The organism is uncultured Maribacter sp., assembly GCF_963974015.1.
Taxonomy (GTDB): Bacteria; Bacteroidota; Bacteroidia; order Flavobacteriales; family Flavobacteriaceae; genus Maribacter.
The window spans coordinates 1-19,003 of record NZ_CAXBBZ010000027.1; the positions used below are offsets into that span (position 1 = coordinate 1).

Below are 19,003 nucleotides of genomic sequence, written 5' to 3' on the forward strand. Positions count from 1 at the left end.
TAAAGGTTAAATATATTCAAAATGAAAAGAAATACCATCCATTGTTTATAAATCTGAATAACATCACTTTTACTATCCCTATATAATGGCTAAATTCACGCCTCTAAAAGAAAGAAAATTTGAGCTCATTTATTGATGAATTGAACGATGCCCAAAAAGCTCCTGTCTTGCATAAAGATGGGCCGCTAATGGTAATTGCTGGAGCGGGATCTGGGAAAACACGTGTATTAACTTATAGAATTGCCCACCTAATGGCACAAGGGGTCGATTCTTTTAATATTTTGGCCTTAACCTTTACCAATAAGGCGGCACGTGAAATGAAAGTGCGTATTTCTAATATTGTGGGTTCTACGGAAGCAAAAAATCTTTGGATGGGAACTTTCCATTCCGTTTTTGCCAAACTATTACGTATAGATGGTAATAAACTGGGGTACCCAGCTAATTTCACCATTTATGATACTCAAGATTCTCAACGCTTAATATCTTCCATCATAAAGGAAATGGGTTTAGATAAGGATATCTATAAATACAAACAAATTCAGAATAGAATTTCCTCATTTAAAAATAGTTTAATTACAGTTAAGGCATATAGAAATGATCCTGATTTGGTAGAGCAAGATGCGATGGCTAAAAAGCCAAGAACAGGTGATATATATGAAAATTATGTTGATCGATGTTTTAAGGCCGGTGCGATGGATTTTGATGATTTATTGTTACGTACCAATGAATTACTTACTCGTTACCCAGATGTTTTGATGAAATATCAAGATCGCTTCAGGTATATTCTAGTAGATGAGTACCAAGATACTAACCACTCGCAATATCTTATCGTTAAGGCATTAGCTGATCGTTTTCAGAATATTTGTGTGGTAGGTGATGATGCACAAAGTATATATTCATTTAGAGGAGCGAATATTAGCAACATTTTGAACTTCCAAAAAGATTACGATAATGTAGGTATGTATCGATTAGAACAGAACTATAGATCAACCAGAAATATTGTAAATGCGGCCAATTCCATAATAGGAAAAAATAAGAACCAAATAGAAAAGGTTGTTTGGACCGCAAACGATGATGGGTCTGCTATTAAAATTCATAGAAGCCCAACAGATGCTGAAGAGGGGCGTTTTGTTGCTAATTCTATTTGGGAGCATCGAATGCAAGAGCAAATGAGCAATGGTCAATTTGCTGTTTTGTATAGAACAAATTCCCAATCTAGATCTATTGAAGATGCGTTACGTAAACGTGATATTCCATATAGAATTTATGGTGGATTATCATTTTATCAACGTAAAGAGATTAAAGATGTACTATCTTATTTACGCATGGTTATCAACCCGAAAGATGAAGAAGCTTTAAAAAGGATTATTAATTTTCCGGCAAGGGGAATTGGTGCTACTACTATAGATAAGCTTGTTGTTGCTGCGAATCATTATAACCGCTCCATATTTGAAGTAATGGAGAATATTGATAAAATTGATTTAAAGATAAATTCAGGTACTAAGGGAAAGCTTCAAGATTTTGTTACTATGATCAAGAGTTTTCAGATTATGAACGAAACTACCGATGCATTTGCATTGTCTGAACATGTAGCCAAAAAAACCGGTATTTTGTTAGAGTTCAAAAAGGATGGAACTCCAGAGGGTATCGGGAAGATGGAGAACATTGAGGAGCTTTTAAATGGTATTAAAGATTTCGTAGAAGGTCAGAAAGAAATTGATGGAGCAACAGGAAACATTAGTGAGTTTTTAGAAGACGTTGCTCTTGCAACAGATTTAGATAAAGACACGGGTGATGACGATAGGGTTGCTCTTATGACAATACATTTGGCTAAAGGACTTGAATTTCCGTATGTATATATTGTGGGAATGGAGGAAGACCTATTCCCATCGGGAATGAGCATGAGTACACGAAGCGAATTGGAAGAAGAACGTAGGCTTTTTTACGTAGCACTTACACGCGCTGAAAAACAGGCTTATTTAACTTATACTCAAAATAGGTATCGATGGGGTAAATTGATTGATGCTGAGCCAAGCCGATTTTTAGAGGAGATAGATGAACAGTATGTTGAAAATCTTACTCCCGTTGACGGCGGTTATCGTTATAAATCTCTTATAAATGCTGATATTTTTGGAGAGATAGATAAAAGTAGGCTAAGGCAAGAAAAGCCGGTAAGAGGTACCCCGCCAATTGTTGGTCAGCCAAATTCTAATCAGTTAAAAAAATTACGTAAAATTAAACCTCAATTAGCTGAACCAGTAGGTAATACAAATGCTATAGATCCAAATTTAGCTGTAGGTTCATTAGTAAACCATACACGATTTGGTAGAGGTAAAGTTGTTCAATTAGAAGGATCGGGTAATGATCGAAAAGCTGAGATATTGTTCGATAAAGGGGATATTAAAAAATTATTACTTCGATTTGCTAAATTAGAGGTGTTAGGTTAGAGGTATTATTTGGTGGTTTTTAAAAATTTGACTTAAATTGATGAAAAAAGTATGAAAAAGTATAGTTTAATTTCAATTTCGCTATTCATTTTTGTTTTTGCATGTTCGAGTTCTAATGTGAACGAACAAGAAGTAGAAATAACACAATCACCAGACCCTAAGCCGGTAGAAACAGCATATGATATACAAGATCCTGATAATATAGATTATTGGAATAATGCAGAGTTGGTTTGGAGTGATGAATTTGATGGGGTATCTCTATCTGTTGAAAACTGGGTTTTAGAGACCGGTGGAAATGGATGGGGTAACAAAGAACTTCAAAATTATCAAGCTGAGGGTAATACTGAGGTAAGTGATGGAACTTTGAAAATTACAGCTAAAAGAAATACAGATAATAGCATTGAAGGCGCATTTACATCTGCTCGTTTGAACAGCAAGCAGTCATTCAGGTACGGTAGAATGGAAATTAGAGCAAAATTACCTGAACATAAGGGAAATGGTACATGGCCAGCATTATGGATGTTGGGAAGTAATATCCAAAATGTAGGTTGGCCTGCTTGTGGAGAAATAGACATGATGGAATATGTAAGTTTTAAGCCAAATAAAACTCATTTTTCTCTTCATAGCACCGCAAATAATCATGCGAATGGCACGGAGATAACTTCTGGCGCAGTTGATTTAGAATCTATTGAAGAGGAGTTCCATAATTTCGGAATTTTATGGTCTTCTAAATATATCAAATTTTATGTTGATGATGTAGAGAATGTTCAATTTATGTTTAGAAGACCTACAAGTAGTACAGTAGAAAATTGGCCGTTTTCAAATAATTTTTACTTTTTATTGAATATTGCTGTAGGCGGAAATTGGGGTGGACTTGAAGGAGTTGATATGTCTATTTTTCCTGCAACTATGGAAGTTGATTATATTAGGGTATATCAAGTAAATTAAATAATTAGAGGTGGCCGAATTTATAAAAATATACGAAGAGAATCCGAACCCCAAAGAGATAAAAAGGGTAGTGGACGTGCTACGTAAAGGTGGCTTGGTTATTTACCCCACCGATACGGTATATGGCTTGGGTTGTGATATTACTAACACTAAGGCATTAGAGAAAATTGCACGTATAAAAGGAATTAAATTAGCAAAGGCAAATTGGTCATTTATTTGTACCGATTTAAGCAACCTGTCTGATTATGTTCGACAAATTGATACCGCTACTTTTAAAATTTTAAAGAGAGCATTACCAGGACCTTATACATTTATTTTACCTGGTAATAATAATTTACCGAAGGAGTTCAAGAAAAAAAAGACAGTTGGTATTCGTGTACCTGACAATAGTATTGTTAAAGCCTTGGTAGAAGGTTTAGGTAACCCCATTGTATCGACTTCGATTCGTGATGATGATGATGTCTTAGAATATACTACCGATCCAGAACTTATTTTTGAGAAATGGGAAAACCTCGTTGATGTTGTAATCGATGGTGGCTATGGCGGTAATATCGGGTCTACGATAATAGACCTTTCATCGGGGCATGCAGAAGTTGTTCGTGAAGGAAAAGGTAGCTTAGATATTATCTAGGTATATTTTCAAGAAAGTATAGCTATAAAAAAAAAGCGGCCTATTTAGGCCGCTATAATTTTATTTATAATGTAATCAGCATTATTATTTGTTGATAGCAGGATCTTTCATTCCTTCTTCGATCATACTATAGAACTGATCAATTTTAGGAAGAACAACAATACGGGTTCTTCTATTTTTTGATTTTTCAGTTGTAGAAACTGGAATATATTCTGATCGACCTGCAGCGGTCATACGCTTAGGGTCTACATTGAAATCATTTTGTAAGATACGAACTACAGCAGTAGCACGTTTCACACTTAAATCCCAGTTGTCTAATAATGAACCATTTCCTCTATAAGGTACATTGTCAGTGTGGCCTTCTACCATAAATTCAAAATCAGGCTTATTATTAACAACCTTAGCAACCTTACCTAGAACTTCTTTTGCTCTACTAGTAATATTGTAGCTACCGCTGCTAAATAATAATTTATCCGATATAGATACGAATACAACACCTTTTTCAACGCTGATTTCGATATCCTCATCATCCATATTTCCTAAAACACCTTTTAAGCTCTGTACCAAAGAAAGGTTTACAGAATCTCTACGTGTAATAGCATCATTCAATTTACGAATAGTTAAATCTTTTTCTTGAAGACTTTCTAGAGATTTCTCTAAGTTCTCAGCACCTTTGGTAGTCAAAGTTGTCAAGTTGCCCATATTGTTAATCAGCTCTTGATTGTTAGCTTTTAAGAAAGCATTTTGATCTTCTAAGGTCTGTAGTCTTGAGGAAGCTGTTGCTTTCTCTTCTAAACAATCGTTTAATTTAACTGTTGCCGAATTTAATAAATCTTGTGTTCCTTTGTGCTTTGCTTCAAGATCAGCATATTTCTTCGATGATACACACGAAGACAATAAAAGCGTTACTCCAAGACATCCTAATAATATTTTCTTCATAATTTAAATCTATTATACTTATTTAGTTATTTACTTCAATTTCGCATCTAAGCGACTTCAAAATTATAGAATTACAAAGCCACTTATATACTACGTTAGTTAATCTTTTACTAAAATGTTAAAATTACTTATCCTATGTACGAAGTAAGACCATACTATGGACTTCTTAATATAATACTTTCTTAGAAATTTGGTTTTTTCTCGCTTTTTGTACATTTTTCTAAATTGTCGGTAAAAGCTTAAATGAGCTCTAAAAATAGCAAAAAAGTGATTAAACCTCAATTGCCATAAAAACCGTATGGCTGCTATACCATCTAAAAGTAAGCGTAAGAAAATAATTATGAAGGCTTTTCTTCTTGGAAGATTTTTAGTTATTGAAAATAAGGAGTTTCTAAAGTTTAAATATGTTTTCTTCGGATTCATATTACTCAAAGTAGAACCACCTAAATGGTATACTTTAGAGGTGCCTACATAGATAATTTTATAGCCATGATTTTTAGCTCGCCAACAAAAATCAACTTCTTCTTGATGTGCAAAGTAATCGGCATCGAAACCATTTAGTTCTTCAAAAACATTTTTTTTGACAAACATACAGGCTCCGGTTGCCCAGAATATTTCTTTTATGTCATCATATTGTCCATTGTCACGTTCTAAGGTTTGAAAAATTCGACCTCTACAGAATGGATAACCTAATTGATCAATGAAACCACCACCAGCACCTGCATACTCGAAATAGTCTTTATTTAGTAAATCTAAAATTTTAGGTTGAATAATGGCAACGTCGGGAATATTTGAAAAAGCATCAATTATTGGTGTTAACCAATTTGGAGTAACCTCTACATCTGAATTTAAAAGGCAAAAAATATCAGCATCTACATGTACTAAAGCATCATTATATCCTTTAGCAAAACCACCGTTTTCTGTGTTCTTTATTATTTTTATACTAGGGTAATTGGTCGTTACAAATGCAATTGAATCATCAGTCGAAGCATTATCTGCAACATAAATGTCAGCACCTTTAGAATATTCGATAACAGAGGGTAAGTATCTTTCTAAAAGAACTTCACCATTCCAATTTAATATGACTATTGCTATCTTCAAAACGATCGCAAATTAACGGCTAAATTCAGGAATCTCTTGCATAAATTCATATTTTTCCGCTATCAAATCTGTTTGGCAGTAAAAATGTGTCAGTCCATTACTTACCATTAGGTAATTGGCATCGAGTTTGAAGTTATATTGTGCTATTTGGTCGAAGGTAGATTGAGAGATGTTGATTTCTGGTGCTTTACACTCTACTAGGATGTGTAATTGGCCATTAGGTTTAAAGACAACCACATCATACCTTTTCTTTAAACCGTTCAATGTAATTTGTTTTTCAACATTAATATGACTTAACGGATAGTTCTTTTCTTGTATAAGAAATTGAACCACATGCTGTCTTACCCATTCTTCTGGAGTAAGAACCACAAACTTTTTACGTATATCGTCAAATATTAAGGTTCTATTTTCCCTATTTTTGACCCTGAAAGTGTAGCATGGAAAATTGAGTCGCTGCATTATACAAAGTTGATGAATTTTTCTGAATGGATGAAGCTGTACAAATAGTCAATGCAATTAAGAAAGGTCAAATAAGTCCTATCTATTTTCTTTTTGGGGAAGAGGCTTATTTTATCGACAAAATATCTGATTATATAGGTGATAAGGTTTTAACCGAAGAGGAAAAAGGTTTCAATCAAATGGTTCTTTATGGAAGAGATGTATCTATTGATGACATTGTAGGTAATGCAAAAAGGTACCCTATGATGGCAGAAAGACAAGTGGTCATTGTCAAAGAGGCTCAACATCTTTCAAGAACTATAGAGAATCTTTGTGCTTATGCTGAAAATCCACAAAAAAGTACAGTACTTGTTATTTGCTATAAATATAAGAAGTTAGATAAGCGTAAAAAGCTTTTCAAGATTATTAAAAAGAATGGAGTTATTTTCGAAAGTAAAAAGCTTTACGAGAATCAGGTTAGTGATTGGCTTAGAAAGCATTTATTGAGCAGGGGCTATACAATATCACATAAGGCCGCACTTTTGTTAGTGGAGTATTTGGGTACTGATTTAAGTAAAATTAGCAAGGAAATTGAAAAACTAAAATTAGCCTTACCACAACAAACAGAAATTACACCAGAGCATATAGAAGAGCATATAGGGATTAGTAAAGATTACAATAATTTTGAGTTGAAAAGAGCTATTGGTGAACGGGATATGTTGAAGGCTACTAAGATTATCACCTATTTTGCTCAAAACCCAAAAGACAATCCGTTCATACTTACCGTAACCCTATTAAATTCTTTTTTTACGCAGTTATTGCAGTATCATGGTCTAAATGACCACTCACCAAAAAATGTTGCTACTGCACTGCGCATTAACCCATATTTTGTGAACGAAATACAGGCTGCAGCGAGAAATTACCCAATGAGAAAAGTCAGCTCAATTATCTCTAGCCTAAGAGAAATGGATTTAAAAGGAAAAGGGGTAGGTGCCGTAGCAATGAGTGATGCAGATCTACTCAAAGAACTTTTATATAAAATTATATAAAAGTTTACTTTCTATCTACACCAAATTTTCCTGGTCCAACTAATATTATCGTTATAAAAGAAACTAAATAAAGTAATGCTTTTTCTTTGGTTCCAAAATCATCTGCATCATGAACAATAAATGCAGCCACCCCCATTGCAATTGCAGTCGGTATAGCTGATAAACGAGTTTTAAAACCTATGATGATTAATATTGGACAAATAAACTCACCGATTACGGCTAAAAATAAAGATGGAGTAGCGCCTATGCCTATGGGGTCTCCAAATTCGAAGTTGCCAGAAATTAATTTTTGAAATTTTGGAAGGCCATGGGTCAACATCATTGCAGAAATTACTATTCTAAAAAATGCTAGACCAATATCCTTAAAAACGGGGGTTTTCATGTATTCTATTTATTTACTTTAAATGTATTGATTTTTTTTATTTTTTTTAAAATTTCATCAATCTCATTTACTAACTGATTTGCATTCTCTTTATTGAAATAAAGAGGTGGCTTAATTTTAAGTACATTGTCATATGGCCCATCGGTACTAATTAAAATAAATTTAGAACGCAGTTCATTCTTTATAATAGCTGCTAGATCGGTTCCTGCATTTCCATCTGAATCTAAAACTTCAACACCGAGAAAAAGTCCTTCTCCACGTATATCGGCCAACTCTTTATGTTGAGTTTGTAAAGTTTTTAATTCTTGCTTTAAATATTGGCCAACGAGTTGTGCTTTTTTGGGCAACTCTTCTTCTTCTAAAACATCTAACACGGCTTGGCCAATTGCGCATGAAACTGGATTGCCGCCAAAGGAACTGAAAAATTCCATACCGTTATTAAAACTGTTCGAAATTTCTTCGGTAGTAACTACTGCAGCCATCGGATGACCATTACCTATCGGTTTACCTAATATTATTATATCTGGGATTACATCATACATTTCATAGCCCCAAAAATATTCTCCCAATCGGCCAAAACCAACTTGTACTTCATCACTAATGCATAGCCCGCCTTGTTTACGAATCTCAGGGTATATATTTTTTAAATATGTTTTAGGTAAAGGTACCTGACCACCACAACCAATTATAGGTTCTGCTATAAAAGCAGCAATATTTCCATTATTATTTTGAATTCTTTCATTTGCTAAAGCAATATAATGTTCGGTAATTTCTTTTTCTGATGCTAAACTTGCACCGAAAATCTTAGGCATTTCTGTTTCAATAACATCGTCTTTTCTACCTGTACCACCACTATGATTGTATTTATAATGGCTAATATCAATAGCATTCTGGGTATTACCGTGATAGCCATGTTGTAAAACCATAACCTTATTTTTTTTGGTATGTGTTTTAGCAATTCGTAATGCCAAATCTGAAGCAGCGCTACCAGAATTAACTAGAAAAACTTTATTTAAATGAGCCGGAAATTTAGATAGTAATTTATCGGTATAGGATAAGAGTTCTTCATATATATAGCGGGTATTGGTATTTAATTTAGCCATGGTTCGCTGCCCAGCTCTTACCACTTTCGGATGACAATGACCTACTTGAATTATATTATTGTAGGCATCTAAAAAAGTGTTGCCCTCTGTGTCATACATATATTGAAAGGCTGCACCAGACATTTGTATTGGTTCTTTATAACTTAAAGATTGTGCTTGGCTAATATTATTATTTCGCCTAACAAGTTGTGCCTCTAAATTCTTGCTTGGTAGTTTTGAAAAGTCACAAGCACTCCTAAATGTGTTTTTAGCTTTTATAGGGTTTATGGTTATCCATTTTCGTAATAGCGACCAAGCAGATTTTTCACTGATGGTAATATATGAAGATTCTGGTTTTATCTTTTTAGTATGTGCCGAGTTTAAAACGCTGGTGCATAATCTGGCAGCAATTAAATAGTAAAGGGCATCAACTTCATTTTCTTGAAGAGGTAATTTAATATGGTATGCTTTAATAATATGCTTGGCAATTTCTAAAGGATTTTCTTTGTCCATCAAAACATAGGTGAGTGCCACGGCTAATTCATTTATAAGCCACGAATAACACATATCCCCAAAATCAATGATTCCGGTTATTGAATCATTGTGTACTAAAACATTCCAATCGTTTGCATCGTTATGAATAATGCTTTGACGAAATTCATAATGTAGCGGTAGAATGTGTTCATTGAATTGCAAACAGAAATAGTCAACCAAGCTTCGGTCACTAGCATCGGGGATGTCTGCTAGATATTTCCAATTTTTGTGAAAATGTTGAAGATCCCATTGTGTTTGCTTCGCTTTTATTGCGGTATTACTCAGGTTATATAAACTATGGTCTATATCCGCTAAGGTTCTACCAAAGGATTTCATCAAAGTTGTGGTATGTTTTGTTTCTGCTAGAAAGGTGCCCGATACAAAAGTCAGTAGGCGATAAATATAATTACCATTTATTAAATTATAATCGCCCGTATTGTTCGCTATTATTTCTGAACAATGAACATCCTTCTTTTTAAGCGCAAGTAAAGTCTTATTTTCCGCAGTAATTAATTCTAAAATTTCAGCGGTATTTTCATAAACTTTCAGTACAAATATTTCGCCTTTGACTTCTATTTTAAAATTCGTGCTATCATAGCCTTCTAATTTAGTAATTAGAGGTTTATTGATATTGAAGTGCATGTTTAATATAGAAACTAACTGTAATTTTTCATCCATGAATTAGTGATAATATTTCTATAAAATCTTCAACAAGAACTGATTATAGTATCTCAATGAAAGATAATGATTGTTACTAAATGCATTGAAATATTCTATTTGCTAGAATCAAAAATAGTATTCATCTTGAAAAAATAATCTTTTTTCTTATACTTTCCATTTTTGTTTTAATCAAACGAAATGCTCAAGACTTTGAATTAAAATCTGACATAAAAAATTGAAAGTAGAATTAATAAAAAAATCCCATTTCAAACGGGATTTTTTTATTAATTTTAAATTATCGAAGTTTTGGAAAATCATTAGGACTCGATTCATGCATAATCGCATAAACTTTTTCAAAAATATCTTCCCTATTTGGTTTTGAAAAATAGTCACCATCACTGCTATAAGCCGGTCTATGTGCTTTTGCACTCAAAGTTTGTGGTACACTATCTAAATATTTAAAGGCTCCTTGCTTTTCAATAATTTCATTAAGTAGATAAGCAGAACATCCACCAGGTACATCTTCATCAATAACCAACAATCGGTTTGTTTTCTTTATACTTTCTACAACATCTTTGTCAATATCAAAAGGCAATAAGGTTTGTGCATCAATTATTTCGGCATCTATACCAACTTCTAAAAGTTCTTTTGCGGCTTTTTCTACAATTCTTAATGTTGATCCATAAGAAACTAAAGTTATATCACTACCTTCTTTAATTGTTTCAACTTTTCCAATTGGCGTACAGAATTCACCTAGGTTACTGGGTTTTCGTTCTTTTAATCGATATCCGTTTAAGCTTTCGATAACTAATGCAGGTTCATCACTTTTTAAAAGTGTATTATAAAATCCTGCTGCTTGTGTCATATTTCGAGGAGCTAAAATATACATACCTCTTAGTAAATGTATCAGTCCGCCCATTTCAGAACCAGAATGCCATATGCCTTCTAACCTATGACCTCTTGTTCTAATAATTAATGGAGCCTTTTGCTTTCCGGCAGTTCTGTATCGTAAAGATGCTAAATCGTCGGTTAATGTAGACATGGCATAAAAAATATAATCTAAATACTGAATTTCAGCAATAGGGCGAAGACCTCTTAAAGCCATACCTATGCCTTGTCCAATGATAGTCGTTTCACGTATTCCTGTATCCGCTACACGAATATTACCATACTTTTCTTGCATTCCCTCAAGGCCTTGATTTACATCACCAATGGCCCCAGTATCTTCTCCGAAGATTAATGTGCTCGGATATTTTTCAAATAATTTGTCAAAATTGTCACGTAGAATAACCCTGCCATCTACTTGTTCGGAGTCATCTTTAAAAATAGGCGCTACAGCATTAATATTGGTAGCTTTATTTTCGTTTTCACTATAAAGGTGTTTACTATAAATATCTTGAGCTTCCTGTAGGAATTTTGAAGTCCATTCTATTAAAGCTGACTTCTCAGGTGATGATTCCCCTAGAAGAAAACGTAATGATTTACGGGCCGATATTGCTAAATCTTTTTTGATAGGTTCTTCCGTAGCAATTAAATCGTTCTTCAATTTATTTAAAAAATTCTTGTTCGGACTTTTACTTGAAGCTTGTTCAATTAAACCTACCAATGCTTTTTTAGCGGATAAAAGTCCTTGTAGATATTCTTCCCATGCCTGTTTCTTGGCTTCTCGAACAGATCGCTTAATTTTTTTTTCAATGGTTTCCAATTCTTCACCACTGGCAATGCCAGATTCAAGAATCCATTCTTTAAAACGCTTGTTGCAATCGAAATCACGTTCCCATTCTAAACGCTTATTATCTTTATAGCGTTCATGTGAGCCAGATGTTGAATGACCTTGAGGTTGTGTTAATTCCTTAACATGAATCATTACTGGTACATGCTCTTGCCTAGCAATATCTGCGGCATTCTCATATGCATGCATTAGAGCAGTATAATCCCATCCATTTACTTTAAAAATTTCAAATCCTTTCTCACTCTCTGTTCGTTGAAAACCTGAAAGTACCTTTGAAATATCTTCTTTTGTAGTGTGATATTTTGCAGGTACCGAAATACCATATTCATCATCCCAAATACTAATTACCATGGGTACTTGAAGAACACCTGCAGCATTGATAGTTTCGAAGAACATACCTTCGCTAGTACTTGCATTACCGATAGTTCCCCAAGCGATTTCATCACCATTTACTGAGAATTTAGCGCCATCTAAACCTTTTTGATTTCGGTATACCTTAGAAGCCTGGGCCAAACCTAAAAGTCGTGGCATTTGCCCTGCGGTACATGAAATATCGGCGCTACTATTTTTTTGCTTCGTTAAGTCTTTCCAGCTGCCATCAGTGTTAAGGCTGTGTGTTAAAAAATGACCCCCCATTTGCCTACCGGCACTCATGGGTTCTTTTTCAATATCAGTTGTAGCATAAAGTGCGTGAAAAAAGTCTTTTGGTTTTAAAAGACCTAAGGCCATCATGAATGTTTGATCCCGATAATACCCACTTCTAAAATCACCGTTTTTAAATGATCTGGCCATGGCCAATTGTGGCAATTCTTTTCCATCTCCAAAAATGCCGAATTTAGCCTTTCCGGTAAGCACTTCTTTTCTGCCTAACAAACTACAAGTCCTGCTTAAAAAAGCAATTTCATAATCACTTACGATTTGTTCTTTGAAATCATCAAAAGAAATGTCATTACTAGTCTTTGAAGAAACATCCATATATAATACGTGTTTTTACAAAATTACCGAATCATGTACTTGTTAGCAACGCTGTAACCAGTTAATTTATTCCATATTTTTTAACAAATTTGGTATAATTTTAAAAATATCAGAATTTTTAGCCCAAATTTCAGTATCTGAATTAAAATTCAACAGTTTAAAACCATTTTCTTGTGAAAAGTCCAGTGAGGGTTTTAGGACTTACAGTTATAATAAATCGAATTTTTTCACCGTAGTTAGGTTGTGAAACCTCCAAACCATTGTTAGAATAAACAGGTAGATAAAGTTCGAAATAATCGGTGACCAAATTTAAACGAACACCAGAATCATAAACGAATTTCTCATTAACTCCTGTATTTTTCACTAAACCGGCATCACCATATAATTCGATCCACTTCCATAAGTTGAAACTACCGTTAACAGTTGCCATCCAATTATTTGAAAATCGATATTGTTGATCTAGGAAAGATTTGAAGCCACCTTCCGCTATAATTATTTGTTGACTGTATATACCAGAATCTTCAGACCTACCCAAATAACCATAGTCAAAAAGATAATCTGTTGGTCTGTCTAAAGCGAAGCTGAAAAAATCGGTATTTGTTTTATTACTTAAAAACTTACCAGCAAAAAACCTAAGGTTCAATTGCCTGTTATTCTCAAACAATTTACGGTATTCATATTCGAAAGATAATTTACTGAAATTACCAGCTAGCTGAAAATCGGCAAACCACGAATTATAATCTAAAATCCCATTATTTCGATTGACGTAGCGAGCATTAAAAATACTATAATCAGGATTTTCTGGATCATTGGCCAAACTCTGCAAGGATGGGTCGAAGTCTCTTAGGATATTGACATATCTAAAAGAAATGAATTCTCGCTTATTAGACAATAAATCTTCAGGTCTAAAACCGAAGCTTAAAGATGGGGTTATTGACGTATATCTGGAATTTTCATTGAAGTGAGATGTTGAAGCTCCAATACCATAATTAGCGACATACAGACCACTTTTGCTTAAATACTTTCTATAACTAAACTTACCATACCCCACGAATGCCTTTTCTTTAAAGGAGTAGGAGGGTGAGAAATCATAAACAAAGGGGCGTTCTAAAAGTGTTTTATTATAAAGACGCATACCTGGTGCCCAACCGTCATAAATATTAAAATTAAGCACAGGTACATAAAACACTTGGTTATAATAAGGATTCTCGGCATCCTTGAAAAAAGTGAAATTTAATTTCTTATTACTCGATAAGAATCCTTTTAAAGATTTCCAGTTATCTCTCTGATTAAATTCTGGAATTTTCTGGTCGTAATTAAGTACAAGTTTATCTTCAAGGTTATTAGGAATTGTAAAAGTTTCTTCGAACTCAATATCACTAAACCAATATTCAGATACTATAGAATCCTTTTTAAGGCCAAAGACTGATATTGGTACATTTGTGCCTTCTTTATTTTTAATTGTGACTAACAACGAATCTTCCGCTTTCTTAACCTTTTTTATCTTAAAATCGATTTTACGATCAGTAGAAACATAATCTCTAAAGAACCAATCGATATCTTGGGTTGTCGACCGTTTTAGGATGGATTCAAAATCAAGAACTTTGACCGTATTTAATTTATAATACTTGAAAAAGGTCTTTATACTTTCATCGACTCGTTCTTTACCAATGTAGTCCGCTAAATAAGCGAGGCCCAAACCAGCTTTATATTTGTTTGCGATTTTTTGATTAAACCAAATAAGGGAATCGTTGGAGGTCTTAAGTGCTTGATCTAGATTTTTACGTGCTGTTAGGTTGTATAAAAATGAGTACTGATCATTAAAGTCCATTTTAGCCAATTCGAAACTTCTAAATCCCCAAATTTTTGAAAGCTTACCCAAAAGTTTCTGGTCTGGATAATATTCTTCAACATAAGCAATCATCAAATAATTAGCGATGGCGCTATTTAGCCATTGGTCTTTACGCGGATTTAAAAACATGGTCTCCCTCAAAATACTGTTTAATGCAGTTTTAAGGAATTTCATTTCAAATTGAAATTGTTCTTCGTAAGGCCTTATAAAGGAGGGTAATTGATTTAAACCATATAAAGGATCTTTATTATAATCTAATTCACTTACCAATATTTTTTCATGAGGATACTCACCTAAATTGTCATAAATAAAATCAGCTACTTTGTTTATGGAAAGACCTTGACCGATTGGATTATACCGAGGAGCTTCTATATTCGTAAGAAATTTCATGTGAGGGGTCACATGGGTAATAAATTCATCTTGGCTATTTAATATAATTTCTCCTCCTCTTTGTAAATTTCCTTTCAACTGGGCAAATTGGCCATTGGGGAATGCTGATAAAGATGCAATATCAAAATTTGAAGCTATATAAAGACTATCTGGAAACTTAAAATTAATTACCGTTTTAGTAACATTGGTGTATAGGTCTTCAAGATTTTTATTTGAGTAAAGATGCCATTTGCCATCATAAACTGCTGGCGTTAAGTACCAATCTTTTAAGTAATAACCACCTTTTTGATTGTACCCATATGGGGTGAACTTGTTTGGAGGTAATTTTACCTTGTAAGTTATAAATACCTTTGTTGACGTTTTTGGAAGTAAAATATCACCTAGAGTAACTTTCAAAATATCTTTGCCTTCAGTACGGCTCCATTCTAAGCCTTTATAAGATTCGTCTACTACACTAACAATTGTAGTGGTTCCTCGTTCTTCCGCCTTTGCTAGGTGTAAAGATTTTTTAAATTCTTGTGCAAATCGTTTAGCTAACCCTGTATTTTTATCTGAATAGGCGTTAGCCCAATCGTTAAAATAAATTACACCAAGGTTGTAATTAGTGTCGTTGAAATATGTGAATTCTTGGCGTATATCCAATTCATTGGTATACTCATTTAAACTAACCGTTAGTTCGGTTTTATACTGAGCATACCCCTTGGTTATAAAAGAAACCAATAGGGTTAGACTTAAACAAAAATGAATATTGAATTTTGGGATCAAGGCTATGATTAAAAATTAGGACTCATCGTATGCCCTTTGTAAAAGGAATCTATAATTTCTACAACTTCTTCTTCGGTATCTACAATTTTAATAAGGTTTAAATCTTCAGGACTAATATTCCCCATTTTAAGCATGGTTGTTTTAACCCAATCCATAAGACCTGTCCAGAAATCACTTCCAACTAAGATGATTGGAAATTTACCAATCTTATGAGTTTGTATTAAAGTAATAGCTTCAAACAATTCATCTAAAGTTCCAAAACCACCTGGCATCACAACAAAACCTTGAGAATATTTAACGAACATAACTTTTCTAACGAAGAAATAGTCAAAGTCTAAACTCTTATCATTATCAATATATGGATTATCATGTTGCTCAAAAGGAAGGTCAATATTCAAACCGACTGAAGTACCACCAGCCAAACTAGCACCTTTATTCCCAGCTTCCATGATACCTGGGCCTCCACCTGTAATAATGCCATAACCTGCTTCGGAAATCGATTTTGAAATAGAGACTGCCAATTTGTAATACGGATCTTCTTCTTTAGTTCTGGCAGAGCCAAAAATAGATACACACGGACCGATTTTACTCATGCGTTCAAAACCATTGACAAATTCGCCCATAATTTTAAAAATGGCCCAAGAGTCATTTGTTTTTATTTCATTCCAACCCTTATGATGTTTTTCTGATCTCATATAATTTAGTACTAATCTTTATAGTTTGTGTAAACTACATTTAAAATTCTAATTCCCGCTTTAAAAAGGTTGCAGTATAACTTTTCTTATCCTTGGCAACTTCTTCTGGGGTTCCTTTTGCTACTAATTTACCACCTAAACGTCCCCCTTCATAACCAATATCTATGATGTAATCGACCATTTTAATTACATCCATATTATGTTCTATGACCAAAACGGTATTTCCTTTATCTGCCAATTTGTTTAAAACTTCCATTAATACCCTTATATCTTCAAAATGAAGACCGGTTGTGGGTTCATCTAAAATATAGAAAGTATTGCCCGTATCTCTCTTAGAAAGTTCTGTTGCCAATTTTATACGTTGGGCTTCACCACCAGAAAGTGTCGTAGACTGTTGACCCAAAGATATGTAACCCAAACCAACATCTTGTATGGTCTTTAACTTACGATGAATTTTTGGTATAAGTTCAAAAAATGAAACTGCTTCGTCGATTGTCATTTCTAATACATCTGATATCGATTTTCCTTTATATCGTATCTCTAATGTTTCTCGGTTGAACCTTTTGCCATTACATGTTTCGCATTCAACATACACATCAGGTAAAAAATTCATTTCAATAACCCTAAGGCCACCACCTTGACAAGTTTCACAACGACCGCCTTTTACATTAAAACTAAACCTACCCGGTTTATAACCTCTGATAGATGCTTCTGTTGTTTTCGTGAATAAAGACCTGATCTCGCTAAAAACACCGGTGTATGTAGCAGGGTTTGATCTGGGTGTTCTACCAATAGGAGATTGATTAATATCAATAACTTTATCGATATGTTCTAAGCCAGTAATTTTTTTATAAGGCATGGGTTTTTTGACCCCATTAAAATAATGGGCGTTCATAATCGGGTAAAGTGTTTCGTTTATTAGTGTAGACTTACCACTACCAGATACTCCTGTAACACCAATCATTTTGCCTAAGGGAAATTTGACAGTTAGATTTTTTAAATTATTACCGGTACAACCAGATAAAACAATCTCGTGACCGTTGCCAGCTCTTCTCTTTTTTGGGATTTCAATTCTTTTAGCGCCGGTCATATAGTCCGCTGTTAAAGTGTTGAAGTTCTTTAATTCTTCTGGAGTTCCTTGCGAGATAATTTCACCGCCATTTTTACCAGCTTTTGGCCCAATATCAATAACATGGTCGGCCCGTTCTATCATATCACGGTCATGCTCAACAACAATTACTGAGTTTCCTATATCCCTTAATGATTCTAAGGATTTAATTAACCGCTCATTATCTCGTTGATGCAAACCAATGCTTGGTTCATCTAAAATATAGAGTACGCCTACAAGTTGAGAACCAATTTGCGTGGCCAAACGTATTCGTTGTGCTTCACCACCAGAAAGTGATTTTGAGCTTCTATTTAAGGATAGGTAATCTAAACCAACATCTAAAAGAAATTGAATACGAGTATTTATTTCCTTTATAATTTCTTCGGCTATCTTCAATTGATTGCCTTTCAATTTTTTATCAAGTCCGTTGAAAAAGCTAGCCAATTCAACGATATCCAAATTTGCTAATTCTGCAATATTCTTATCTTCAATTTTAAAGTATAGGGATTCCTTTCTCAAACGAAAACCATTACATGTCGGACAAATTATTTTATCCATATACTCTTTGGCCCATCGTTTTATAGAAGTAGATGCCGCTTCTTCAAACTGATTTTTTATGAAGTTAGAAATACCCTCATAATCTATTTTGTATGTTCTCTTTACTCCCAAAGACTTTGAGTCTACCTCAAAACTTTCATTGCCACCATTTAATAAAATTTCAATGGCTTCTTTGGGTATATCTTTAATTGGGTCGGTTATTTGAAAATTATAGCGCTCTGCTATCGTTTCTATCTGTTTAAAGGCCCAAGATTTTTTATAGTCTCCAAGAGGAGCAATACCGCCACTTTTAATCGATAGTTTATTATCTGGGAATATCTTCTTTTCATTTACCTCGTAAACATGACCCAAGCCACTGCAATTGGGGCACATACCTTTCGGTGAATTAAACGAAAAGGTGTTTGGTTCTGGAGTAGGATAGGATATGCCCGTAGTCGGACACATAAGGTCTCTACTAAAATACCTTGGTACATCGGTGCCTTCTTCTAACACCATAAGCACATTATTACCACTATACATTGCTGTATTTATGGTTTCTGATAAACGTTTATGAAAATCTTCGCTCTCAATTACCTTTAGGCGGTCAATGACAATCTCGATATCGTGGGTTTTGTAACGATCCACTTTCATGCCCTTTACAATATCTTTTACCTCACCGTCTACTCTTACTTTTACAAAGCCTTGTTTGGCTATTTGCTCAAAAAGTTCACGGTAATG

Annotated in this window: 13 protein-coding genes; 4 read left to right on the forward strand and 9 right to left on the reverse strand. The window is 34.0% G+C overall.

Features of this window, described 5'->3' with window-relative positions; translation table 11 throughout:
* The first annotated feature begins 119 nt into the window (after positions 1-119).
* Genes AACZ41_RS17255 through AACZ41_RS17265 form a run of 3 tightly spaced genes read left to right on the forward strand, consistent with a single transcriptional unit; the run spans position 120 to position 4,026 of the window.
* The gene (locus AACZ41_RS17255) at positions 120-2,447 is read left to right on the forward strand and encodes a UvrD-helicase domain-containing protein (RefSeq protein WP_339629846.1); all 2,328 of its coding nucleotides are present in this window, start codon (positions 120-122) and stop codon (positions 2,445-2,447) included.
* A gap of 51 nt (positions 2,448-2,498) precedes the next feature.
* The gene (locus AACZ41_RS17260; RefSeq protein WP_339629847.1) at positions 2,499-3,395 is read left to right on the forward strand and encodes a glycoside hydrolase family 16 protein; all 897 of its coding nucleotides are present in this window, start codon (positions 2,499-2,501) and stop codon (positions 3,393-3,395) included.
* Between the two features lie 10 nt (positions 3,396-3,405).
* Positions 3,406-4,026: an L-threonylcarbamoyladenylate synthase gene (locus AACZ41_RS17265; protein WP_339629848.1), complete on the forward strand. Its 621-nt coding sequence runs from the start codon at positions 3,406-3,408 to the stop codon at positions 4,024-4,026.
* Positions 4,027-4,110: 84 nt separating this feature from the next.
* Here the strand turns inward: AACZ41_RS17265 and AACZ41_RS17270 are convergent, their stop codons facing one another.
* The 3 genes from AACZ41_RS17270 to AACZ41_RS17280 all read right to left on the reverse strand — a co-directional run bounded on the left by AACZ41_RS17270 (position 4,111) and on the right by AACZ41_RS17280 (position 6,525).
* The gene (locus tag AACZ41_RS17270; protein WP_339629849.1) at positions 4,111-4,965 is read right to left on the reverse strand and encodes an OmpA family protein; all 855 of its coding nucleotides are present in this window, start codon (positions 4,963-4,965) and stop codon (positions 4,111-4,113) included.
* 99 nt (positions 4,966-5,064) lie between these two features.
* Entirely contained in the window at positions 5,065-6,066 is a 1,002-nt protein-coding gene (locus AACZ41_RS17275) for a glycosyltransferase family 2 protein (protein ID WP_339629850.1), read from the reverse strand.
* Positions 6,067-6,078: 12 nt separating this feature from the next.
* The gene (locus AACZ41_RS17280) at positions 6,079-6,525 is read right to left on the reverse strand and encodes a type I restriction enzyme HsdR N-terminal domain-containing protein (RefSeq protein ID WP_339629851.1); all 447 of its coding nucleotides are present in this window, start codon (positions 6,523-6,525) and stop codon (positions 6,079-6,081) included.
* 26 nt (positions 6,526-6,551) lie between these two features.
* On the opposite strand from AACZ41_RS17280, the gene holA reads away from it, so the two are divergent.
* Positions 6,552-7,553 (forward strand): DNA polymerase III subunit delta, encoded by a 1,002-nt coding sequence (gene holA, locus AACZ41_RS17285; RefSeq protein ID WP_339629852.1) that lies wholly within the window; start codon positions 6,552-6,554, stop codon positions 7,551-7,553.
* A gap of 4 nt (positions 7,554-7,557) precedes the next feature.
* Here the strand turns inward: holA and AACZ41_RS17290 are convergent, their stop codons facing one another.
* The 6 genes from AACZ41_RS17290 to uvrA form a co-directional block, all read right to left on the reverse strand.
* A complete protein-coding gene (locus tag AACZ41_RS17290) occupies positions 7,558-7,935 on the reverse strand; it encodes a DoxX family protein (RefSeq protein WP_339629853.1) in 378 nt (125 codons plus the stop codon).
* 5 nt (positions 7,936-7,940) lie between these two features.
* Complete coding sequence (locus AACZ41_RS17295; RefSeq protein ID WP_339629854.1) at positions 7,941-10,229, reverse strand: aminotransferase class III-fold pyridoxal phosphate-dependent enzyme; 2,289 nt, start codon at positions 10,227-10,229, stop codon at positions 7,941-7,943.
* 277 nt (positions 10,230-10,506) lie between these two features.
* Positions 10,507-12,918, reverse strand: coding sequence for a thiamine pyrophosphate-dependent enzyme (locus tag AACZ41_RS17300; protein WP_339629855.1), 2,412 nt, complete (start codon positions 12,916-12,918; stop codon positions 10,507-10,509).
* 157 nt (positions 12,919-13,075) lie between these two features.
* Positions 13,076-15,880, reverse strand: coding sequence for a metalloprotease (locus AACZ41_RS17305; RefSeq protein ID WP_339629856.1), 2,805 nt, complete (start codon positions 15,878-15,880; stop codon positions 13,076-13,078).
* 53 nt (positions 15,881-15,933) lie between these two features.
* On the reverse strand, positions 15,934-16,620 hold the full coding sequence (locus AACZ41_RS17310; RefSeq protein WP_339629857.1) for a TIGR00730 family Rossman fold protein: 687 nt from the start codon (positions 16,618-16,620) through the stop codon (positions 15,934-15,936).
* Between the two features lie 40 nt (positions 16,621-16,660).
* Positions 16,661-19,003, reverse strand: a 2,343-nt coding sequence (gene uvrA / locus AACZ41_RS17315; RefSeq protein WP_339629858.1) for an excinuclease ABC subunit UvrA, incomplete at its 5' end; no start/stop codon positions are given.